The 23,453-nt window shown below is 66.8% G+C and carries 16 protein-coding genes and 1 pseudogene; 10 read left to right on the forward strand and 7 right to left on the reverse strand.

The window, feature by feature from the left end:
- Positions 1-241: pseudogene (locus tag JAO74_RS13915) on the forward strand (methyl-accepting chemotaxis protein); the annotation flags it as partial.
- A 10-nt stretch (positions 242-251) separates the two neighbouring features.
- Here JAO74_RS13915 and JAO74_RS13920 read toward each other — a convergent pair.
- From JAO74_RS13920 to purD, 3 genes are all read right to left on the reverse strand, one after another.
- The gene (locus tag JAO74_RS13920) at positions 252-1,037 is read right to left on the reverse strand and encodes a helix-hairpin-helix domain-containing protein (RefSeq protein WP_199039258.1); all 786 of its coding nucleotides are present in this window, start codon (positions 1,035-1,037) and stop codon (positions 252-254) included.
- 49 nt (positions 1,038-1,086) lie between these two features.
- Positions 1,087-1,902 carry a hypothetical protein gene (locus JAO74_RS13925; protein WP_199039261.1) on the reverse strand — a complete coding sequence of 272 codons (816 nt, stop codon included), beginning with the start codon at positions 1,900-1,902 and terminating at the stop codon, positions 1,087-1,089.
- 170 nt (positions 1,903-2,072) lie between these two features.
- Positions 2,073-3,359 (reverse strand): phosphoribosylamine--glycine ligase, encoded by a 1,287-nt coding sequence (gene purD / locus JAO74_RS13930; protein WP_199039263.1) that lies wholly within the window; start codon positions 3,357-3,359, stop codon positions 2,073-2,075.
- On the opposite strand from purD, the gene xseA reads away from it, so the two are divergent.
- From xseA to JAO74_RS13945, 3 genes are read left to right on the forward strand one after another with little or no spacing between them, the layout of a single operon-like run.
- Complete coding sequence (xseA, locus tag JAO74_RS13935; RefSeq protein WP_199039264.1) at positions 3,358-4,731, forward strand: exodeoxyribonuclease VII large subunit; 1,374 nt, start codon at positions 3,358-3,360, stop codon at positions 4,729-4,731. The two genes, purD and xseA, sit on opposite strands and share 2 nt — an antisense overlap.
- A gap of 23 nt (positions 4,732-4,754) precedes the next feature.
- Positions 4,755-4,955, forward strand: a complete 201-nt coding sequence (locus JAO74_RS13940; RefSeq protein ID WP_199039266.1) for a DUF2093 domain-containing protein — start codon at positions 4,755-4,757, stop codon at positions 4,953-4,955.
- Complete coding sequence (locus JAO74_RS13945; protein WP_199039270.1) at positions 4,952-5,839, forward strand: M23 family metallopeptidase; 888 nt, start codon at positions 4,952-4,954, stop codon at positions 5,837-5,839. The genes JAO74_RS13940 and JAO74_RS13945 overlap by 4 nt, the downstream gene beginning before the upstream one ends.
- Here JAO74_RS13945 and JAO74_RS13950 read toward each other — a convergent pair.
- Entirely contained in the window at positions 5,836-6,351 is a 516-nt protein-coding gene (locus tag JAO74_RS13950; RefSeq protein WP_199039274.1) for a hypothetical protein, read from the reverse strand. The genes JAO74_RS13945 and JAO74_RS13950 overlap by 4 nt on opposite strands.
- Before the next feature lie 183 nt (positions 6,352-6,534).
- On the opposite strand from JAO74_RS13950, the gene JAO74_RS13955 reads away from it, so the two are divergent.
- From JAO74_RS13955 to JAO74_RS13965, 3 genes are all read left to right on the forward strand, one after another.
- Complete coding sequence (locus JAO74_RS13955; protein WP_199039277.1) at positions 6,535-9,531, forward strand: TonB-dependent receptor domain-containing protein; 2,997 nt, start codon at positions 6,535-6,537, stop codon at positions 9,529-9,531.
- A gap of 118 nt (positions 9,532-9,649) precedes the next feature.
- Entirely contained in the window at positions 9,650-10,933 is a 1,284-nt protein-coding gene (locus JAO74_RS13960; RefSeq protein ID WP_199039279.1) for an aspartyl/asparaginyl beta-hydroxylase domain-containing protein, read from the forward strand.
- Positions 10,934-10,983: 50 nt separating this feature from the next.
- Entirely contained in the window at positions 10,984-11,241 is a 258-nt protein-coding gene (locus JAO74_RS13965; RefSeq protein ID WP_199039282.1) for a hypothetical protein, read from the forward strand.
- Between the two features lie 7 nt (positions 11,242-11,248).
- On the opposite strand, the gene clpB is transcribed toward JAO74_RS13965, so the two are convergent.
- Complete coding sequence (gene clpB, locus JAO74_RS13970) at positions 11,249-13,828, reverse strand: ATP-dependent chaperone ClpB (RefSeq protein ID WP_199039285.1); 2,580 nt, start codon at positions 13,826-13,828, stop codon at positions 11,249-11,251.
- Positions 13,829-13,961: 133 nt separating this feature from the next.
- Between clpB and JAO74_RS13975 the strand changes: the two genes are divergently transcribed.
- From JAO74_RS13975 to JAO74_RS13985, 3 genes are all read left to right on the forward strand, one after another.
- Entirely contained in the window at positions 13,962-16,808 is a 2,847-nt protein-coding gene (locus JAO74_RS13975) for a M16 family metallopeptidase (RefSeq protein WP_199039289.1), read from the forward strand.
- A gap of 24 nt (positions 16,809-16,832) precedes the next feature.
- Complete coding sequence (locus JAO74_RS13980; RefSeq protein ID WP_056532298.1) at positions 16,833-17,132, forward strand: hypothetical protein; 300 nt, start codon at positions 16,833-16,835, stop codon at positions 17,130-17,132.
- Between the two features lie 89 nt (positions 17,133-17,221).
- Positions 17,222-19,024, forward strand: a complete 1,803-nt coding sequence (locus tag JAO74_RS13985) for a DUF885 domain-containing protein (RefSeq protein ID WP_199039292.1) — start codon at positions 17,222-17,224, stop codon at positions 19,022-19,024.
- Between the two features lie 137 nt (positions 19,025-19,161).
- On the opposite strand, the gene JAO74_RS13990 is transcribed toward JAO74_RS13985, so the two are convergent.
- A complete protein-coding gene (locus JAO74_RS13990) occupies positions 19,162-21,099 on the reverse strand; it encodes an alpha/beta hydrolase family protein (RefSeq protein ID WP_332908816.1) in 1,938 nt (645 codons plus the stop codon).
- A 96-nt stretch (positions 21,100-21,195) separates the two neighbouring features.
- The gene (locus JAO74_RS13995; protein WP_199039294.1) at positions 21,196-23,358 is read right to left on the reverse strand and encodes a sodium-translocating pyrophosphatase; all 2,163 of its coding nucleotides are present in this window, start codon (positions 23,356-23,358) and stop codon (positions 21,196-21,198) included.
- Between the last annotated feature and the right edge of the window lie 95 nt (positions 23,359-23,453).

Consider the following 23,453-nt stretch of genomic DNA (forward strand, 5'->3'; position numbering starts at 1 on the left):
GGCGGCGATCGGGACGATGGACCAGTCGACGCAGCAGAACGCGGCGATGGTCGAGGAGACATCGGCGGCGGCGCGCAGTCTGGTGGCGGAAGTCGGTGGACTGGTCGGACAGGCGAACCGCTTCAGAACGGGGAAGGACGGTCGGCGCCCGCCGGCCGGCCGACCCGATTATGCCAGCCGGGCCGCCTATGATCCTCCTGCCAGGGACTTGCACGGGCTGCACATGGCAGGGTGCAAGTAAGGAGCCGCCCTTACAGTCTGCCGAAGACCGCTTCGAATCCGGCGCGGTCGCCGGCGGCGAGGAGGCGGGCCTGTTCCAGCCAGCGGTCGCGGGTCATGCGGCCGGTGAAGGGGCCGAGTTGCGCGTCGAGCGCTTCGGCCTGTTGCTCGGTCAGGGCGGCGAGGTCGCCGACCGTGGTGATGCCGTGGCCGGCGAGGCGGGTCGCGAGTTTCGGGCCGAGGCCCTTCAGCTGGGTGACGGGCGTGTCGGCGTGGTTGGTCGCATCGACCGGTGCGGGAGCGGGTGCCGGCACGGCGGTGGCCAGCGGTGCCGCCATGGGTGCCGGGGGCGTGTCGGCGGCGACCGAGGCGGGGGTGGCGTCCAGCGGCGCGGCGGCGGGGATCGGCTCGTCGGCCAGCGGGGCGGGTTCGGAGGTCGGCTCCGCTACGGGTTCGGCCGGGGGTGGCGGCGGGGCCACTGGCTCGACCGGGATCGCGGCCACCGGGGCGGGGGCCGGCGCAGGCATGGGTGCCGGGGGTGGTGCGGGCGGGGGCGGCGTCGGTGCCTCGACGACGGCGGCCGGTTCGGGCTTCGGGTCTTTGGCGGGTGGCGTCATGCCGGCTTCGCGGGCGTTGATCTTTACCTGCCGCTCGGCCTTCGTGCGGATGCGCTTGCGGCGGATGCCGACGATGATGATCGCGATCGCGGCGATCGCCACCAGCAACATGAAGACCATGTGGACGGCGGTGATCGCGCCGATGCCGTCGGGCAGCAGGCTGGCGCCCGATTGTGACGCGGTGGCGCTGGTGTCGTTCATGGATATCATCCTAAGGGTACAAACTCGATCGGAACAGGGATCATGATCGTCAGACGCGGTGCTGATCCAAAAAGGCTATAATACGTTGCCTGTCGGCGTCCGACTGGCAGATTGAGCCCTTTGCTTCCGTAAAATTGACCTCCAGGTCATTATAAAGGAACCGGGCCACACATATTGGTGAACTGGAATCGCACTCGATAGATAACTGTGACGGACCATGGCCCGATACACCAACAACTCGGCTTGCACTCGGTGCATTGGGGTATCTTATCACTGCACTGAGAATTCCCACGTTCCCCTTGATCGTACCATACATATTGAATCCGCAGTAGGATCCTACTGGTTGTAGGCCAAATCTATCGAGATAACTCGGCGTAACATGGATAGGAAGGTGTGCATCAACTATCTGCGATACGATCGTGACGGACAAGTCACGTAGGCTAAACCGTTGGTAGATCGCACTTGGTTCATATGCACCGAACTTCCTATAGACCTTCGACAAAAAGTCTGACAGCGATTGCATATTCGTGCGGTCGACAAGGAGGGTCACCATCCATTGAGGTCCTCCCTGCTGATTATTTCGCCAAGCGTAGAACTTTGCAGGAAATTGGAAGGATACAGGCTCATCCTCAATCCGGTAATCATTGCCTGCACCATTACCATATTGGTATTTGTACAGCCGGGTGATCACCGGCGTATCGCTGTCGACGATGTTAAATCCATAAGGCGGGTCGACCTTTACCCGGTCGCCAGGCTTAGGCTCGCTGCAAGCGGTAATGCCGAACATGGCCATCAGGGCAACGCTGGAAATAAAGAGAGGGGCGCGTCCTCGCGCGGATACAACGCCATTCATCTTGTTTTCCATGATATTGTTCGTTGAAACGCTGCGCAGACACGTGGCGGTGCCACGTACAAGCAATTAACGCGGCCAGCGGTCTTCTCCGGGCGACCGCCTCCGGCACCAGATTCGGCTCCGTCATGACCCTGTTCTGATCGAGTTTGCACCCTAGCGGTGACGGGGGCGGGCGGCGAGATTTATTCGCCGCGCTCGCGGGCGACTTCGCGCCAGCCGATGTCGCGGCGGCAGAAGCCATCGGGGAAATCGAGCAGCGCGGCGGCGCGATAGGCGGCGGCCTGTGCCGCCGCGACGCTGGCGCCGCGTGCCGTGACGGCCAGCACGCGGCCGCCCGAGGCGACGAGCGTGTCGCCGGATAGGCCAGTGTTGAACAGGCGCGTGCCGGCCTGGAAGACGGTGGCGCCGGTCGCCTCCGCCGCATCGATGCCGGCGATCGCACCACCGGCGGCGGGGGTGCCGGGATAGCCGCGCGCGGCGACCACCACGGTCAGCGCGGGATCGGCGGCGAAGACGGGGGCGGGGGCCTCGTCCAGCCTGCCTTGCGCGGTGGCGAGCATCAGCGCGGCGAGATCGCCTTCGAACCGCAGCATCAGCACCTGCGTCTCGGGATCGCCGAAGCGGGCATTGTATTCGATCAGCTTGGGCCCCTGCGCGGTCAGCATCAGGCCGGCGTAGAGGACGCCGACGAACGGCGTACCCTCGGCCGCCATCGTTTCGACCGTGGGGCGGACGATGGTGTCGATCGCCTGTCGTTCGAGATCGGGGGTGAGGACGCGGGCGGGGCTATACGCACCCATGCCGCCGGTGTTCGGGCCGGTATCGCCCTCGCCGACGCGCTTGTGATCCTGCGCGGAGCCGAACGGCATCAGATGCGTGCCGTCGGTCAGGACGAAGAGGCTGGCTTCCTCGCCGCTCAGGAATTCCTCGATCACCGCTTCGGCGCCGGGGGTAGCGAACAGGTCGTCGATCGCGGCCATCGCCTCGTCACGGGTCATCGCCACGGTCACGCCCTTGCCGGCGGCGAGGCCGTCCGCCTTGATGACGACGGGCAGGCCGAAGGTGCCGTTCAGCGCGCGGACGGCGGTGTCGCGGTCGGTGACGCGCAGATAGCCGGCGGTGGGGATGCCGGCGCGGGCGCACAGATCCTTGGTGAAGCCCTTCGATCCTTCCAGCTGCGCGGCGGCCTTCGACGGGCCGAACACGGGCACGCCGGCGGTGCGGAGCGAATCGGCAAGGCCGTCGACCAGCGGTGCCTCTGGCCCGATGACTACGAGGCCGATCGTTTTTTCCGCGCAGAAGGCGACGACGGCGGCGTGATCCGTCGCATCGAGCGGCACGAGCGTCGCATGGGCGGCGATGCCGGGGTTGCCGGGTGCCGCGAAGAGCGTATCGAGCAATGGCGACTGCGCGAGCTTCCACGCCAGCGCATGTTCGCGGCCGCCGCCGCCGATCAGCAGGATGTTCATGCCCGACCCTTTTTCCGATGAAGCGCGGCTGGTAGCCGAGCCGGTGCCCGGCGACAACGCGCTCGCGCTGTCCGTCAGCGAGCTGTCGTTCAAGCTGAAGCGGATGGTGGAGGGCGAATTCGGCCATGTCCGCCTGCGCGGCGAGATTTCGGGCTATAAGCGGGCGACCTCGGGCCATGTCTATATGAGCCTGAAGGACGATGCCGCGGTGATCGACGGCGTGATGTGGAAGGGATCGGCATCGACGCTGGCGTTCCAGCCGCAGGACGGCGTCGAGGTGATCGCGACGGGCAAGCTGACGACCTATCCCGGCCGCTCTAAATACCAGGTCGTGATCGAGCGGATGGAGCTGGCCGGCGCGGGGGCGCTGATGGCGCTGTTCGAAAAACTGCGCGCGAAGCTGGCGGGGGAAGGGCTGTTCGATCGGGAACGCAAGAAGCCGCTGCCGTTCATGCCGCGGGTGATCGGGGTCGTGACCTCGCCGACGGGGGCGGTGATCCGTGACATCCTCCACCGGCTGGAGGATCGCTGCCCCAGCCATGTGATCGTGTGGCCGGTGAAGGTGCAGGGCGAGAGCGCGGCGGCGGAGATCGCGGCGGCGGTGCGGGGGTTCGATGCCATCCCCGCCGGTGGACCGGTGCCAAGGCCCGATCTGGTGATCGTGGCGCGCGGCGGTGGCTCGATCGAGGATCTGTGGGCGTTCAACGAGGAAGTGGTGGTGCGCGCGGTTGCGGATTGTTCGATCCCGATCATATCGGCGGTGGGGCATGAGACGGATACGAGCCTGTGCGATCATGCCGCCGACCTGCGCGCGCCGACGCCGACCGCGGCGGCGGAGATCGCGGTGCCGGTGCTGGCGGATGTGCGGCTGACGGTGGCATCGCATAGCGCGCGGACCGAGCGGTGCGCGCGGCGTTACGTGGAGCGCGGGCGCGAGCGGCTGGACGGGTTGTCGCGACTGTTGCCGAAACGGGATGCGTTGCTGGGGCCGCAGCGGCAGCGGGCGGATGAGGCGGGCGCGCGGCTGGATCGCGGGCTGGAGCGGCGGGTGACGAACGCGCGCAGTCAGTTGGGGCACGCGGCGGGGGCGCTGCGCCCGGCGGTGCTGGAGCGGCAGGCGGAGAGCGCGCGCGACCGGCTGGCGGCGACGTGGCGGTTGGTGCAGTCGCTGAACCCCGATCGCATCCTGGAGCGGGGTTATGCGCGGGTGACGGCGCGGATCGGTGGCGAGACGCTGTCGAGCGCGGCGGCGGTGCGGGCGGCGGGCGCGGTGTCGCTCCGCTTCCGCGACGGCACCGTCGATGCACGGGTTGAGCGGGCGGCCGGCAAAACCTATGTCGTGGAGAAGCCAGAGCAGCCGTCGCTGCTGTAATCCACCTTACGGAAGCTGCCGCCATGCTGATGTCGAACACCGATCGCCCTGCCCGCCTGCATTATATGGCCAATGGCTTCCGCGTGCTGGCGCCGGGCGATCATGTGGTGTGCGCGGTATCCGGCGTGCGCGTGCCGCTGGACGAGCTGCGATACTGGAGCGTGGGCGCGCAGGCCGCCTATGCCAGCGCCGCGATCGCGAGCGAGGCGCTGTCGCCGCGATGAGGCGGATCGCGGCGATCGGTGGCGTGGCGGTGCTGGCCGGATGCGTCGCGCCGTCCGGACCGCCGCCGGTCGCTGCGCCGCCGGTCGTGGCGGTGCCGAGCCCCCCCGTGCCTGTGGTGCCGGCGGTGTTCCGGATGACGGGCGTGCCGATGCAGGGCGGGCTGGTGCGGGGGCAGGCGCCGAATGGGGCGGTGTCGGTGATGCTCGACGACAAGCCGGTGGCGGTCGCGGGAGACGGGCGCTTCATTCTGGGTTTCGACCGCGATGCGCCAGGGACCGCGCGGCTGGTCGCGATGCTTGGGGATGGCCGACAGGTGACGCAGGCGCTGACGGTCGCGCCGCGGGAATGGCGGATCGAGCGGGTCGACGCGCCCTATCGCGCGGGCAAGAGCGACGCCGAGTTCGATGCGGCCCGTCCGGCCGAACTGGCGCAGATCGTCGCGGCGCGGGCGCGGGTGACCGATGCGGCGGGGTGGCGACAGCCGATGCGCTGGCCGGCGAGCGGTCGCCAGTCCGGCTGGTTCGGTGCGCAGCGTGTATATCAGGGCAAGCCCGGCAGCTATCACGGCGGCGCCGATGTCGCGGTGCCGACGGGCACGCCGGTAATGGCGCCGGCCGATGGCGTCGTGATCCTGGCGGCGGACCGGCCCTTCACGCTGGAGGGCAATCTGTTGATGATCGACCACGGCATGGGCCTGAACAGCGCGATGCTGCACCTGTCGCGGATCGACGTGCGCGTCGGCGACCATGTGCGCCAGGGGCAGCCGGTCGGCCTGTCGGGTGCGACGGGGCGCGCGACGGGGCCGCATCTGCACTGGGGGCTGCAGTGGCGGGGGGCGAAGCTGGACCCGTTGCTGGTGGTGGGCGTGGGGCCGGCGGGTTAGCGGAGGCGCTTGACCAGAAAGGCGCGGCGACCGCCGATCTTGGCGCGAAAACCACCCAGTCGTGTGGCCGTGATGTTGATCGTTTCGCCCGATTGCGGCGGTGAGACGGGGTCGAGTGTTTCCCAACGCGATCCATCTGCCAGTGTCACGATGTAGCGTCCGGGCGTGCGCGTTGGACTCGTCCCCCGCACGACGCCAGCCAGTTCTTTCACCTCGGCGTTCTTCACATCCGCCGCTGCCATCTGGCTGGATGCGGGCAGGCCGAAGCTTCGCTTCCGGCGTTCTACCACGGCTTTCCGATCCAGCACGACCAGATCGCCAGAACGCTGCGCATCCACTAAATTACCGGCGGCCCGGTCGTAACAAGCCAGTCGTGTGACATCGTCGCGCATCCCGCGGCATGTAGCCAATTCATCGCCGAGATTTCGACCAGACGTCTGTTGCGCCAACGCCGGTGCGTGAAGCCACGTCAGGATCGTCAGGGCGATCAGCCGTTTGGGACGCACGATCACATTCTCCATCCATATTCCGACACGCTTCTACAAGGCCGGGGTCTGTCGCAGAAGTGTGGCGGAAACGTCACAAAACGTCAGGAAAGGCTTGCATGTCCGCAGAGGCGATTGATCGCGGCTGATCGCTGGTCGTAGACATCGAGAATATTCGGCGTCGAAGCCGGGAAAAGGGAATTATATCACATGATGAAACTGACGCGCCAGCGGCTGTTGGCCTCAACACTCTTCATGGGCTCCGCGCTGGTCGGGTCGTCGGCGCTTGCGCAGACGGCGCCGCAGACGCCGGAGACGGTGACCCAGACGCAAGATCCCGCGCAGCCCGACGACCAGTCGCCCGGCAGCGACATCGTCGTCACCGGCACGCTGATCCGCAACCCCAACCTGGTGAGCGCAACGCCCGTCACCTCGATCGGGTCGGACGAGATCGCCCTGCGTCAGTCGAATGTCGCCGAGCAGTTGCTGCGCGAAACGCCGGGCGTCGCATCGAGCATCGGTTCGTCGACCAACAACGGCAACGGCGGTGCGTCTTTCGTCGATCTTCGGGGCCTGGGCCAGAACCGCAATATCGTGCTGCTGAACAGCGCGCGGATCGTGCCCGCCAACCTGAACGGCGCCGTCGATCTGAACAACATCCCGCTGGCCCTCCTCGACCGGGTCGACATCCTGACCGGCGGCGCGAGCACGACCTATGGCGCGGATGCAGTGTCGGGCGTCGTCAACTTCATCACCAAGCGCGATTTTTCGGGCATCGACCTGAACGTGAGCGAGCAGATCACCGATCGCGGTGACGGCAACGTCTTCCGCGCGGATCTCGCCGTCGGTGCGAACTTCGACGACGGTCGCGGCAACGCGGTGCTGGCGCTGGGTTATCAGCAGGCCGATCCCGTGTTCTTCGGCGGATCGCGCGAGCGGTCGAACCTGACGATCGATTCGTTCGATGGTTCGGGCAGCGGTGCATCGCAGACGGCCGTACCGTCGCGCTTCTCGGTATCGGGCGTGGGCAACCGCAACATCGATCCGGCGACCGGCCAGCTCGTTCCCGTGTTCGCGCTGTTCAACTTCAATCCCTATAATATCTTCCAGACGCCGTTCGAGCGTTTCAACATGTACAGCGCCGCACGCTATCAGGTGTCCGACGCGGTCGAAGTGTACAGCGAAGGCCTGTACTCGCAGAACACCGTGCAGACGATCATCGCACCGTCGGGCACGTTCTCGACACCGTTGCTGGTGCCGATCAACAACCCGTTCCTGCCAGCGGCCGCCGGCCAGACGCTCTGCCAGAACAATATCGATCTGGACCCGACCGCGGCCGGCATCCTGCGCCCCACTGCCGCACAGTGCATTGCGGCCCGCAATACGGCGCTCGCGCCGGGCGATGCCGGCTATCTGGAAGCGCCGACCAACGTGTCGCGTCGTCTGGTCGAGGCCGGTGGCCGGATCAGCAGCTATCGGACCGAACTGTTCAACTTCAAGGCTGGCTTCCGCGGCGATGTCGCGCAGGGCATCAGCTATGACGTCTACGGCGCCTATGGCCGCAGCACCAACACGCAGACGATCCTGAACTACGTGTACACGGATCGTGTGCAGCAGGGTCTTCGTGCAGCGAACACGACCACGTGCCGTGATACGTCGAACGGTTGCGTACCGGTCAACATCTTCGGTGCGGCGGGATCGATCACGCCGGATCAGGTCAACTACCTGTTGGTGCCTGCGACTTCGGGTAACCGGTCGTCGCTCGCACAGGTCCACGGCGTGCTGAACGCCGAACTGGGTCACCTCGGCGCATCGCAGCCGGTGTCGGTCGCGGTCGGTTCCGAGTATCGCAAGTATACCGCCGAAGTCTTCGCCGATCTGCTGGCGCAGGACCCCGGTGCACTGGGCGGCGCGGGCGGTGCGACCGTCCCCGTCACCGGTGGATATGACGTGATCGAAGGGTTTGGCGAAATCGTCGCGCCGTTGATCGCCGACCAGCCGTTCTTCCAGAGCCTGACCGCCGAAGCCGGCGTCCGGTATTCGAAGTACAAGATCGATGCAGCCGGCAGTCCGTCGTTCGATGCATGGACGTACAAGGGTGGCCTGACCTGGGAGCCGGTGCGTTCGCTGAAGCTGCGCGGCAACTATCAACGCGCGGTCCGTGCGCCGAACATCGGCGAATTGTTCACGCCGAACGCGGTCGGCCTGGTGAACCTGCGCAACGATCCCTGTCAGGGTGCGGCACCGGTGACCAACGCCAACCTGCGCGCGGTCTGCATCGCGCAGGGCGCCCCGGCGGGCCAGATCGGCGCGATCGATCCGCCGTCGGCCGGCCAGATCAACGGCAACTTCATTTACAGCACCAACAACCGGCCGGAAAAGGCGGATACGTATACGTTCGGTGCCGTGTTCGCGCCGGACTTCATCCGCAACCTGACGATCTCGGCCGATTACTATAACATCAAGATCCGTGACGCGTTGTCGACCCCGGCCGTCGGCGATCTGATCGCCGCCTGCTTCGGTAACCTGACCGCTGCCAGCGCGACCAGCACCGCCTGCACCTCGATCCGTCGTGATCCGGCGACGGGTGGTCTGGACGGTGATCCCAGCACGACCCCGGGCGTGCCGCAGACGCTGACCAACAGCGGCCGACTGCAGACGGATGGCATCGACGTCGTGGCGAATTATCGCACCGACTTGACAGCCGACGTCCGTCTTGGCCTGAGCTTTAACGCCAATTATGTCCTGAACTCGAAGTTCCGGGCGACGTCGGGCGGGTTGAACCGTGAGTGCGCAGGCTATTACAGCATCAACTGCTCGCTCACCGGCTCGATCCTGCCGGAGTTCACGTTCAACCAGCGCACCACGCTGTCGTTCGGCGACATCGATCTGTCGCTGTTGTGGCGCCATCTTTCGAGCACCAAACAGGAGCCGTTCGACGCGGACAGCAGCAACTTCGGTGCCAACGGTCCGGCCTTTGCGGCTTTCCGAAAGATCGATGCGTTCAACTATTTTGATATGACGATCCGCGCGAACGTGACCGACAACTTCGAATTGACGCTGACCGGTACCAACATCACCGACAAGAAGCCGCCGACGGTGGGTAGCAACATCGGTGTGACGACGTTCAACAGCGGCAACACCTTCCCGGCCACCTACGACGCAATCGGTCGTCGTTATGCGGTCGGTGCACGGGTTCGCTTCTGATCGGACGATCCTCGATCTGAAAGGGGCGGGTTTCCTTTGGAAGCCCGCCCCTTTTTTTGCCTGGCGCGAAATGGTCTTGGCAATTGTCGACACCGGATTGCTGGCATAGAAGATCGTCGTGACCGTAACTTCCATCGCCCAGAATCTGGCTGCCGCCAGCGCCGCGCAGCGTCGTGGCGATCATGCGGGCGCGATCGCCCAGTATCGCAGCGCGCTGGTCCACGATCCGCGCAATCCGCAGGTCCACAACGCGCTGGGCAATGCGTTGCTCGTCACGGGTGACGCGGCGGGCGCGCGTCGCCATTTCGACGATGCCGTTGCGGCCGACCCCACCGCCCCCGAACTATTCCTGAATTTGGCGAAGGCATGTCGACTGCTGTCCGAGGATGCAGCCGAGCAGGCGGCGCTGGATGCTGCCTTAAGGATCGATCAACGCCATTTCATGGCGCGTCTGCGCTTGGCGGAACTGCACGAGCGCCGGGCCGATGGTGCAGCGGCGGCGACGCATTGGGCCGCAGTCGTGGCGCTGGCTCCGTCGGATGCCGAATGTCCGCCGGGGTTGGTGCCCGTGCTGGCTCATGCGCGTCGTTTTCTGGCGGGACGCATGGCGGCGTTCGAGGCAGCGGTCGTTCCTGCATTGGCCGTGACGCGCGCGCCGTCGTCCGACGAGGCGAAGCGGCGCTTCGATGCGTGTGTTGAGGTGGCGCTGGGCAAGCGACGGGTTTTCACCAACGAGTGTCACGGACTTCACTATCCGTTCCTGCCAGCGGACGAGTTCTTTCCCCGCGCCCGTTTCCCATGGCTGGCGGAACTGGAAGCGCAGACATCGGTGATCCGCGAAGAGGCGAAGGCATTGCTCGCCATGCGGACCGAGCGGATCGTTCCGTATGTGCAGCAGGACCCCGGCACGCCGCGCAACAAGTGGAGCGAACTGGATCGTAGCAGTCGGTGGAGCGCGCTGTTCCTGTGGCGGCACGGTGTGCGCGACGATCAGGCATGCCTGCTTTGCCCCGCCACTGCAGCGCTTGTCGACCGCTTGCCGTTGGTGGATATTCCGGGTCGATCGCCGACCGTTTTCTTCTCGATCCTGGAGCCGCGGACGCGCATCCCGCCACATACTGGTGTCACCAATACGCGTGCGATCGTCCACCTGCCGCTGATCGTTCCCGACGGGTGCCATTTCCGTGTCGGTGGTGAAACCAGAGCGTGGCGGGAAGGCGAGGCGTTCGCATTCGACGACACGATCGAACATGAGGCGGTGAACGACAGCGACACGCTTCGGGTGGTCCTCATCATGGATGCGTGGAATCCGCATCTAGAACCGGACGAACGCGATCTGCTGCGCCGGTTCTTTGTCGTGAGCGATGAAAGCGGCTTTGCGACGTCCGCTCCCGACGATTGACAATTCTGCGGTATCCGGCAGCCTGAGCCTCCTGAAGGAAGGAGCCGGGAATGACTCGTCATCTCATCGCCATGCTGATGATCCTGTCGGTCGCCGGGCCGGCAGTGGCCGACACGAAACCGGCCGCAAAGCCGACGCGCAAGAACGATCCGGATGCTATCCGGTGTGTGAAGATGCCCGTGACGGGATCGCTGGCACGCTTCGAGCGGACGTGCATGACCAACCGCGAATGGGAGCAGAATCGTGACGATGCCCGGCGCATGCAGGGACTGACATGCAGCGACCGGGCACGTTGCGCGGGAAACTGACTTAGAGCTACACCACCCCCAGCGCCAGTTTCCCGTCGCCCTCGTCCACCGTCACCGTCGACCCATCCCGGACCTCGCCGCGCAGGATCAGGTCGGCGAGCGGGTCCTGCAGGTGGCGTTGGACGGCCCGGCGCAGGGGGCGGGCGCCGTAGACGGGGTCGTAGCCGACGCGGCCCAGCCACATCTTGGCGGCGTCGGTTAGGTCGAGGGTGATCTTGCGATCGGCCAGCAGTCTGGCGACGCGGGCGACCTGGATGTCGACGATGGGAGCCATGTGGGTGAGGCCCAGGCGATGGAAGAGGATGATCTCGTCCAGCCGGTTGAGGAATTCCGGGCGGAAATGGGCGCGGACGATCTCCATGACCTGCGGCTCGACGGTCGAGACGTCGGCGTCGTCGGGCATGTTGGCGAGATACTGGCTGCCCAGATTGCTGGTCAGGATGATGAGCGTGTTGCTGAAATCCACGGTGCGGCCCTGGCCGTCGGTCAGACGGCCGTCGTCGAGCACCTGCAACAGGATGTTGAAGACGTCGCCATGCGCCTTTTCGACCTCGTCGAAGAGGACGACCTGATAGGGGCGGCGGCGGACGGCTTCGGTCAGGACGCCGCCTTCCTCGTATCCGACATAGCCGGGAGGGGCGCCGATCAGGCGGGCGACGGCGTGCTTCTCCATGAATTCGCTCATGTCGATGCGGACCATCGCGGCGGGATCGTCGAACAGGAATTCGGCGAGCGCCTTGGTGAGTTCGGTCTTGCCGACGCCCGTCGGCCCCAGGAACAGGAAACTGCCCAGCGGGCGATTGGGGTCCTGTAGTCCGGCGCGGGCGCGGCGGACGGCGGTGGCGACGGCGTGGACGGCATCGGCCTGGCCGATGACGCGTTTGCCGAGCAGTTCCTCCATCTTCAGGAGCTTGTCGCGCTCGCCCTGCAACATGCGGTCGACGGGAATGCCGGTCCAGCGGGAAACGACCGCGGCGATGTCGTCGGCGGTCACTTCCTCGCGCAGCATCGCGCCCTGGGTGGCGCCGGCGGCTTCCTCCAGTTGGCGGGTCAGTTGCGGGATGGTGCCGTAGGACAGCTCGCCGGCCTTCGCCAGATCGCCGGACCGCTGCGCCTGTTCGAGCGCGAGGCGGGCGGCGTCGAGCTGTTCCTTCAGCTTGGCCTCGGCGCCGATCTTGTCCTTCTCCGCCTGCCAGCGGGTGGTGAGTTCGGCGGATTGCTGTTCCAGATTGGCGAGGTCGCGCTCGATCGTGTCGAGGCGGTCGATGCTGGCATCGTCGGTCTCGCGGCGCAGGCCCTCACGCTCGATCTTCAGGCGCAGGATGCGGCGGTCCAGGGTTTCGATCTCTTCGGGCTTGGATTCCACCTCCATGCGGATGCGGCTGGCGGCCTCGTCCATCAGGTCGATCGCCTTGTCGGGCAGGAAGCGATCGGTGATGTAGCGGTTCGATAGCGTCGATGCGGCGACCAGCGCGGCATCGGTGATGCGGACGCCGTGGTGGAGTTCGTACTTTTCCTTCAGACCGCGCAGGATGCTGATCGTGTCCTCGACGGTGGGTTCACCGACGAAGACGGGCTGGAACCGGCGCTGGAGCGCGGGGTCCTTTTCGACGTGCTTGCGATATTCGTCGAGCGTGGTGGCGCCGACGCAGTGGAGTTCGCCGCGGGCGAGTGCGGGTTTCAACAGGTTGCCGGCGTCCATCGCGCCTTCGGATTTGCCGGCGCCGATCAGCTGGTGCATCTCGTCGATGAACAGGACGATATCGCCCTCAGCCGCCTTCACCTCGTCGATGACGCCTTTCAGCCGTTCCTCGAACTCGCCGCGATATTTCGCGCCGGCGATCAGCGCGCCCATGTCGAGCGACATGAGCGTCTTGTCCTTCAGGCCATCGGGCACGTCGCCATTGGCGATGCGCAGCGCCAGCCCCTCGACGATGGCGGTCTTGCCGACGCCGGGTTCGCCGATGAGGACGGGGTTGTTCTTGGTGCGGCGGGCGAGGACCTGAATGGTGCGGCGGATTTCCTCGTCGCGGCCGATCACGGGGTCGAGCTTGCCGTCGCGCGCCGCCTGCGTCAGGTCGCGGGCGAATTTCTTGAGCGCGTCGTAGCGATCCTCGGCGCCGGCGGTGTCGGCGGTGCGGCCCTGGCGGAGGGTGTTGATCGCGGTGTTCAGCGCCTCCGGCGTCGCACCGGCGGTCTTCAACGCCTTGCCGGCGGCGGTATTGAGCGAGAGGGCGAGCGCGACCAGCAGACGTTCGACGGTGACGAAGCTGTCGCCGGCCTTGGCGGCGATCTGTTCGGCCTGATCGAGCACACGGACGGCGTCGTTACTGATGCCGGGGCTGTTCTGCGCGCCGGAGCCGGACACGGCGGGAATCTTGGCGAGCGCGAGGTCGGTTTCGCTGGCGGCACGGCGGGCGTCGCCACCGGCGGCCTGAATCAGGCCGGACGCCATGCCCTGTTCGTCTTCGAGCAGCGCCTTCAGGAGATGTTCGGGGGCGATCTGCTGATGGTTCATGCGGATCGCGACGGTCTGCGCGGACTGGAGGAAGCCCTTTGCGCGGTCGGTGAATTTTTCGAGGTTCATGGTTGATCCCTGCTGTCTTGCGGCATCAGATGGTGTTGTATTCGGGCAACACAAGGGCTGGCGACGTCGGCATCGTTGCGCATGGCGGGTGGCCGGCTATACCCCTCGCCATCATTCCGGGAGACGCCTTGCCATGTCGTTGAAACTCGCCGCTCTTTCGGGCGTGGCGCTCGTTGCGCTCGCCCCGCCCGCCGCCGCGCAGACGAAGCCGGCGTCGGTGGCGACGCTGATCCGGTCGGTCGACATTCCGTATCAGCAGTTCGTGTTGAAGAACGGGCTGCGGGTGATCGTGCATACTGATCGCAAGGCGCCGGTGGTGGCGGTGAGCGTGTGGTACGATGTCGGCGCCAAGCACGAGCCGCAGGGCAAGACCGGCTTCGCGCATCTGTTCGAGCATCTGATGTTCAACGGATCGGAGAATGCGCGGGACGATTTCTTCGAGCCGCTGAAACAGGTCGGTGCGACCGATTTCAACGGGACGACCAATCAGGACCGGACCAATTATTTCGAGACGGTGCCGACCGGCGCGCTGGAACGGGCGCTGTTCCTGGAATCGGACCGGATGGGGTATCTGCTGGGCGCGGTGACTCAAGGAAAGCTGGATGAGCAGCGCGGCGTCGTCCAGAACGAAAAGCGGCAGGGCGATAACCAGCCATACGGCCTGACGCGGTACAAGATCACCGAGGGGCTGTTCCCCGCGACGCACCCGTATGGCCACGACACGATCGGATCGATGGCCGATCTGGATGCCGCGTCGCTGCAGACGGTGAAGGACTGGTTCACCGGCCATTACGGCCCGAACAATGCGGTGCTGGTGCTGGCCGGCGACGTCGATGTCGCGACCGCGCGGCCGCTGGTCGAGAAGTATTTCGGCGGCATCAGGCCGGGGCCGAAGAGCGTGCGGCCGGTGGCGCCGGTCCCGACGCTGGCGGCGGCCAAGGCGGAAACGATCCGCGACCGGGTGGCGGCGGTGATGGTCAGCCGCAACTGGGCGGTGCCGGGACTGAACGATCCCGATTCGTCGGCGCTGGACGTGGCGGCGGGCGTGCTGGGCGGGCTGGACAGCTCGCGGTTCGACAATGCGCTGGTGAAGAAGGAGAAGCTGGCGGTCAGCGTATCGACCTATAACGGCGCGGGCGCGCAGGTGGGGACGTTCGGCATCCGCGCGATCGTACGGCCGGGGGTCGATCCGGCGCTGGTGTCGCAGCGGATCGATGCGATCCTGGCCGACTTCCTGAAGAACGGCCCCACCGCGGACGAGGTGTCGCGGGTCGCCACGACGCGGGCGGCGGGGGTGATCGGCGGGCTGGAATCGGTCGGCGGTTTCGGCGGCAAGGCGGTGGCGCTGGCGCAGGGGGCGCTGTTTTCCGACGATCCAGGTTTCTACAAGAAGCGGCTCGAGCGGCTCGCGGCGCAGACACCGGCGAGCGTGAAGGCGGCGGCGGACAAGTGGCTGGGCCGGCCCGCCTATGCCCTGACCGTCGAGCAGGGCAAGCGCGATGCCTATTCCGAGGCGGTGGTGCCGCCGGCGGTGGCGGTGGTCGCGGCACCCGACACGCCGGTGAAGGGCACGCGCGGGGCGATGCCGCCGGTGGGCGCGCTGACCGGCCTGACCTTTCCGACGGTGCAGCGCAGCCGCCTGAGCAACGGTATCGAGCTGGTCTATGCGCAGCGCGATGCGGTGCCGATCACGCAACTGGCGCTGTCGTTCGATGCCGGCGTCGCCGCCGATGTGACGGGCAAGCTGGGGACGCAGGGCCTGACGCTGGCGATGATGGACGAGGGCACGGCCCGGATGGGGTCGATCGCGCTGGCCGAGGCGCGCGAGCGGCTGGCGGCCAGTATCGGTGGCGGGTCGAGCAACGACCGCACCACGTTGAACCTGAGCGTGCCGAGCGCCAATCTGCGGCCCGCGATCGACCTGTTCTCGGATGTCGTGCGCCATCCGGCGTTCGACGAGGCTGAGCTGGCGCGGGTGCGCAACCAGCAGCTGACGGGGATCGCGCAAGAACTGACGAGCCCCGGCGGGCTGGTCGGGCGGGTGATGCCGCCGTTGCTGTACGGTGCGGCCTATCCCTATGCCAAGGCGCAGGGCGGCGGCGATCCGCAGGCGGTGGCGGCGCTGACGCGGGCCGACCTGATCGCGTTCCAGCAGGCATGGCTGCGGCCGGACAAGGCGAAGATCTTCGTCGTCAGCGACCGGCCGATCGCCGAGGTGCAGGCGGCCCTCGAGGCGGGCTTTGGCGACTGGCGGCCGACGGGCGCGGCGGGCGTCAAGGACTTCGCCGCGCCGATGCAGCCGGCCACCCCGAAGATCGTGCTGGTCGACCGGCCGGACAGCCCGCAATCGCTGATCGTCGGGCTGATCCCGACGACGCTGAAGGGCACGCAGGACCTGTTGCCGGTGGCGACCGCCAACGATGCGCTGGGCGGTGGTTTCCTCAGCCGGATCAACATGGACCTGCGCGAGGCGCGGCACTGGTCGTACGGCGCGCGCGGCGGTTTCCAGATCGCCGAACACGCCGCCCCCTATACGATCACCGCGCCGGTGCAGGCGGACAAGACGGGGCCGGCGCTCGCCTCCGCCCGCGCCGACGTCGCCGCGTTCCTGGGGCCGCAGCCGATGACGCAGGCGGAATTCGACCGGGCGATCAACGGTGCGGTCAACGCGTTGCCGGGCAGTTTCGAGACGGCCGGCGCGGTGCTGGGCGCGATGCAGCAGAACGACCTGTATCGCCGGCCCGACGATTATTACGGCACGATCACGCAGCGGTATCGCGGCCTGACGCTGCCGCAACTGAACCAGACGATCCGCGGCGCGATCGATCCGCAGCGCACGGTGTGGGTCGTGGTGGGCGAGGCGGCGAAGGTGAAGCCGCAGCTTGACTCGCTGGGGCTGCCCGTCGAGGTGGTGAGCGCGACATCGCTGGGCGTGCCGGTGCAACCCATGGCGCCGGCGCCGGTTAAAGCGGGCAAGTAAGCGACGATATTCAGGAGAATGACCATGGCCGACATCGATGGCAAATATGATTGCACCGTGAAGTCGCCGCTGGGCGACCAGAAGATGGTGCTGACGGTGCGCAGCGACGGCACGACCTTCACCGGTGACGTGTCGGGCGCGATGGGCGGCATGGACGTGACCGGCGAGGTCGCGGGCGACAAGATCAGCTGGAAGCAGAGCATGACCGTGCCGATGCCGATGACGCTGGACTGCGAAGCGACGATCGAGGGCGACACGCTGGTCGGCAGCGTCGGCGCGGGCGCGTTCGGCAGCTTTCCCATGTCGGGTACGCGGGTCGGGTGATTTTCGCGCCCTGTTAAGCCAAGATGAAGGCCCGCTCCCCCGCCAGACCGGCGAAGGGGGCGGGCCTTGTTCGTTCAGGAGATGCCGCGATGACCACCCGCCGATCGTTCATGGGTGGCACCGCCGCCACCGTGGCGCTGGCCGCCGCGCCGCGTGCGGCGATGGCGGCGGAGACGCCGCTGACCGCGCTGTTCGCCGACCTGTTGCAGGCGCAGTTGCGGCGCAACCCGGAGGGGGCGACCAATCTGGGGCTCGACACCGGCGCCGATGCCGATCTGCGCGCGCGCCTGTCCGATCAGTCGATCGCGGCGATGGCGACGAACCGCGCGGCGACGTTGGCGGAGATCAAGCGGCTGGAGGCGATCGATACGGCCACGCTGTCGGCGGACGAGAAGATCGATCTGGCGTGCGTGCTCTACACCCGCCGGTCGGCGGCGCGGGTGCAGGCATTTTCGTTCGGCGGCACGGCGTATGGGCCGACGCCGTATGTCGTGTCGCAGCAGTCGGGGGCGTATCAGTCGGTGCCCGATTTCCTCGACACCAAGCACAAGATCGACGGCGCCGGCGATGCCGATGCGTATCTGCGACGGCTGACCGCCTTTGCCGGGCAACTGGATGCGCAGACCGAGCGGATGCGGCGCGATGCCGGGGCGCGGGTGGTGCCGCCCGATTTCATCCTGGACCTGACGCTGGAGCAGATGGGCAAGCTGCGCGTGCCGGCGGCGGATGCGCTGGTCGTGCAGTCGCTGGCGCGGCGGGCGGCGGCGAAGGGGCTGGCGGCGGATTATGGTGCGAAGGCGGGGCGCATCTGGGACACCGCCGTCTTGCCGGCGCTCGACCGGCAGATCGCGCAGGCGAAGGTGATGCGCGCCACCGCGACGCATGATGCGGGCATCTGGAAGATACCGGAGGGAGCGGCCTTCTATCCGGCGGCGCTGCAATCGACCACGACGACCAGCCTGTCGCCGGAGGAGGTTCACCGGTTCGGGCTGGAGCAGGCGACGGCGCTGAACGCGCGCCTGGATACCGAGCTGAAAAAGCTGGGGTATAGCAAGGGTAGCGTCGGCGCGCGGATGGCGGCGCTAGGGCGCGAACCGAAATATCTGTATCCGGATAGCGATGCCGGGCGGGCGCAGGCGATCGCGTATTGCAACGAGCGGCTGGCGGCGATCCGCGGGAAGCTGCCGGCGGTGTTCGAGCGGATGCCGCCCTATGCGTTCGAGGTGCGGCGCGTGCCGCCACAGACCGAGGCGGGGGCGGCGGGCGCCTTTGCACAGCCGCCGTCGCTGGACGGGTCGCGACCGGGGCTGGTGTATTTCAACCTGCGCGACATCAACGACTGGCCGACGTTCGCGCTGGCGACGACGACCTATCACGAAGGGCTGCCGGGCCATCAGATGGAGGGCGGACTGGCGCTGTCGAACACGCGGTTGCCGCTGATCCGCAAGATCGGCGGCTTTTCGGGCTATGGCGAGGGGTGGGCGTTGTACGCCGAACAGCTGGCAGACGAGATCGGCATGTATGCCGACGATCCGGTCGGTCGCTGCGGTTATCTGGTCGCGCAACTGTTCCGCGCCAATCGCTGCGTCGTCGATACCGGCCTGCACCATTATCGCTGGAGCCGCGAGAAGGCGGTGCAGTATTTCGTCGACCAGCAGGGCGATCCGGTCAGCGATGCATCGCGCGAGATCGACCGCTATTGCGTCAATCCCGGTCAGGCGGCGAGTTACAAGCTGGGGCATTCGACCTTCGTCGCGATCCGCGACAAGGCGAAGGCAAGACAGGGCGCGCGGTTCGACCTGAAGGCGTATCATGCCGCCGTGCTGCGGTACGGGCGGGTGCCGCTGGATGTGCTGACGCAGATCGGCGATGAGTGGATCGCGCGGGGGTGATGTGTAGAGCGTCGCTCCCGGCAAATCTTGGTTCCCCGGCGGAGGCCGGGGTCCAGTTTGGTGAAGGGATGTGATAACTTACCACTGCCTTCCCAACTGGACCCCGGCCTCCGCCGGGGAACAGCAAGGGGATCCAATCACGCCGGGTTGTAGCGATCCAGGAACGTCTTCATCCGCTTCAGGAATTCCAGCCGGTCCTCGCCGCGGGTGAAGTGGTGGTCGGCGAGGGGTTGTTCGAGATATTCATAGGGCTTGCCCGCGTCCTTCAGCGCGCTGGCCATCATCCGCGATTGCTTCACCGGCACGCGCTTGTCCTCGGCGCCGTGGACGAGGAGGATGGGGATCGAGAAGTTCGCGGCGCCGAAGCGGGGGGAGACGGCGCGGAAATCGGGCGCCTGTTTCTTCAGCCAGTTCGCGCGGGTCTTGGCCATCAGGAAGCGGCTGTCGTAGCGGCGCATCGCTTCGAGATCGGACACGCCGGCATAGGAGACCGTGCATTTGTACGCACCGCCGCGCTGCGCCGCGCGCATCGCCGCATAGCCGCCATAGGACGCGCCGATCATGCACATCCGCTTCGGATCGGCGACGCCGTCCTTCACCAGATACGCGGCGGCATCGTCGAGATCGTCCTGCATCGACAGGCCCCATTGACCCTCGCCCAGACGGGCGAATTCCTTGCCGTAGCCGGACGAGCCGCGATAATTGGGCTGGACGACGGCATAGCCCGACTCCGCCAGATACTGCACCCACCAGTCCCACCCTTCCGCATCGCGGGCGAAGGGACCGCCGTGCGGCATCACGATCAGGGGCAGCGATGTCGCGGGGCGGTTGCGCGGCAGGGTCAGCACCGCCTCGATCGGTTTGCCGTCGCGGGCGGTGTAGGTGATCGTCTTGACCGGCGAGAGCGGGCGGTTCTTCAACTGGTCGTTGTTCCAGCCGATCCGGACCATGGTGCCGTAGCCGGTGTCGAAATAATACAGGCCACCGGCCTGCGACGCGCCGCCGACCTCGACCAGCAATTTGGTGCGATCGGCGCTCCACGATACGACATCGGCGCGGCGGGTGCCGACCGCCTTGTCCATTTCGACCTGCACCTTGCGTAATTCGGGATTGACCCATTCGACACGCGACCAGCGATCGGTGACGCGGTATCCGTCGATATCGTTGCCGGCGCCGTTGCGGATGACGCCGTCGACATCGTAGCGGTCGAGCCCGAACAGGCGCTTGCCGATTTTCAGATCGGGCAGCGACAGCTCGTACACCGCATCGCGGCCATCGGAATCGTCGATCGCCACCGCGCTGCCATCGGCGCGGAAGACAAGCGGGGTGACGATGCTATGCTCGTCGCCGCGCTTCTGCACCGCGATCGGCTTGAACGTGCTGCCCGGGCCGGGGCGATAGAGCAGCGAGCCACGTTGCGATTCGTCATTATATTGCCAGCCCATGCGGACCGTGCCCGACGGATCGGCATACCAGTCGAACACGTTCGCCATGCCCGCGACGACACGTTTGCCGCGCCCGGTCGACAGGTCGTATTCGAAGACCGACGGGTACATGTCGGCCATCGATTCGATGCCGGTCTGCTTGGCGAGGAGCAGGCGCGGCGTACCGTCGGTCGCGGTCCAGATCACGTCGTCGGCGCGCAGGCCAGCCTCGGTCCAGCCGAGGCGATTGGATTTCGTCATGTCGGCGGACACCGCGAGCGTGCGGGTGATGTAATATTCCTCGCCGTACAGGATCTGCTGCGCGCCGAGGCCGACAGCCAGCCAGTCGTTGCCGACCCAGCGCCACCAGTTCACGTCGGTCTTTTCCGGCACCGGCATCATCACCGGCTTGCCGCCGCCGGTGAGCGGACGGACGACGAGATATTGCTTGCCGCCGACCGCCATCTTGGCGGCGATGCGGGTGCCGTCGGGCGACAGGGCGGGCGATTCGACGGCGGGGAGGGTGGCGAACACCTCGACCGGGATCGGCGCGGCGGTATCGACCTTTGGCACCGTCGTGTCGGGCACCTGCGCGGGTGATGCGGTCCCCAGCGCCGCGACCATCGCGGCGGCCCATAGCTTCGTCGTCACGCAACCCCCCGTTATAGCGGGACGATTCCCCCTCGCCCCATCATCATCATCACGTGGCGCGCCACCGGTTACAAGCCAGTGGCGCTTCCCCTTTCCTCAGACGCCGCCGGCCAGTGCGGCGAGCAGCAGCAGGGCGACGATGTTGGTGATCTTTATCATCGGGTTCACGGCCGGGCCGGCGGTGTCCTTGTAGGGATCGCCGACAGTGTCGCCGGTGACGGCGGCCTTATGCGCCTCCGACCCCTTCCCTCCGTGATTGCCGTCCTCGATATACTTCTTGGCATTGTCCCATGCGCCGCCGCCGCTGGTCATCGACAGGGCGACGAACAGGCCGGAGACGATGACACCGAGCAGCATCGCGCCGAGCGCCGCGAAGCCCGATGCCTGACCCGCGACCGCGGTGATGATGAAGTAGAGCGCGATCGGGGAGGCGACGGGCAGCAGGCTGGGGACGATCATCTCCTTGATCGCGGCGCGGGTGACGAGATCGACGGTGCGGCCGTAATCGGGGCGGCTGGTGCCCAGCATGATGCCGGGATTGTCGCGGAACTGGCCGCGCACCTCCTCCACCACCGCGCCGGCCGCGCGGCCGACGGCGGTCATGCCGAACGCGCCGAACAGATAGGGGAGCAGCGCGCCGAGCAGCAGGCCGACGATGACGTACGGGTTCGACAGGCTGAAATCGACGGTCAGGTCGGGGAAGTAGGTCCGCAGATCGGTGGTGTAGGCGCCAAACAGGACGAGTGCGGCGAGGCCGGCGGAGCCGATCGCATAGCCCTTCGTCACCGCCTTGGTCGTGTTGCCGACCGCGTCGAGCGCGTCGGTGCGTTCGCGGACCTCGTCGGGCAGGCCGGCCATTTCGGCGATGCCGCCAGCATTGTCGGTGACGGGACCATAGGCGTCGAGTGCCACGACCATGCCCGCCTGTGCCAGCATCGCGGTGGCGGCGAAGGCGATGCCGATGATGCCCGCCAGCTGATACGAGGCGATGACCGCGACGACGATGACGAGGGTGGGCAGCGCGGTCGCCTCAAGGCTGATCGCCAGGCCCTGGATGACGTTGGTGCCGTGGCCGGTTTCCGACGCCTTGGCGATGCTGCGCACCGGGCGATGGTTGGTGCCGGTGTAATATTCGGTGATCCACACCAGCAATCCGGTGACGACGAGGCCGACCATCATGCACCAGAACAGGTCCATGCCGGTGAAGCTGGCCGCACCCTCCGCCGGCGCGGCGGCAACGACATCGGTGGCGAGCGCGCCGGTGCCGGCGTCGAGGAAACCGGCGCCGCCGATCGTGGCGTTCAGGTCGCCGAGCACATAGACGCTGGCAACGTAGATCGCGGGGATCGACAGGATCGTGGCGGTGAAGAAGCCCTTGTACAGCGCGCCCATGATGCTGCCGCCGCCGAGCCGGACCATGTAGGTGCCGATGATCGAGGTGACGATGCACACGCCGCCGACGATCAGCGGCAGGCTCATCAAACGCATCAACTCGGCCGCATCCGCCTGAATCAGCAACGCGATCGAGATCATCGTGACGCCGAGCGTGACGACATAGGTTTCGAACAGATCGGCGGCCATGCCCGCGCAGTCGCCGACATTGTCGCCGACGTTATCGGCGATGACGGCGGGGTTGCGGGGATCGTCCTCCGGGATGCCGGCCTCCACCTTGCCGACCAGATCGGCGCCGACGTCGGCCGCCTTGGTGAAGATGCCGCCGCCGAGGCGTGCGAAGATCGAAATGAGCGACGCGCCGAATGCGAGCGCAGTCAGCGCCTCGACGATGACGCGATCATTGGGGGCGAGGCCGGAGGGGCCGGTGAGATACCAGAAGAACGAGGCGATCGAGAGCAGGCCCAGCCCCGCGACGAGCATCCCGGTGACGGCGCCGGAGCGGAAGGCGGTGGTCAGGCCCCCCTGCAATGAGGTGCGTGCCGCTTCCGCCGTCCGTACGTTGGCGCGGACCGAGATGTTCATGCCGACATAGCCCGCCACGCCCGACAGGACCGCGCCGATGACGAAGCCGACGGTGGAGATCAGGCCCAGCGTCAACGCCAGCACGCCCGCGACGACGACGCCGACGATCGCGATGGTGGTGTATTGCCGGCCTAGATAGGCTTTCGCGCCCTCCTGAATGGCGGCGGCGATGTCCTGCATCCTGGCGTCGCCCGCGGGCTGGCGCAGGACCTGGGCACTGGTGAATATACCGTACAGCACGGCGATGACGCCGCAGATCATGGCGAGATAGACTGTCGTCACGCGTCGCTCCTTCTCCTGAACCGCGGGTCGCCATGCGTGGGCGATACCGTCGATCGGGGGAGCCTATCGGTTTCGGACGCGCGTGCAAGCCGTCA

This window comes from Sphingomonas mollis, assembly GCF_016427505.1.
GTDB lineage: Bacteria > Pseudomonadota > Alphaproteobacteria > Sphingomonadales > Sphingomonadaceae > Sphingomonas > Sphingomonas mollis.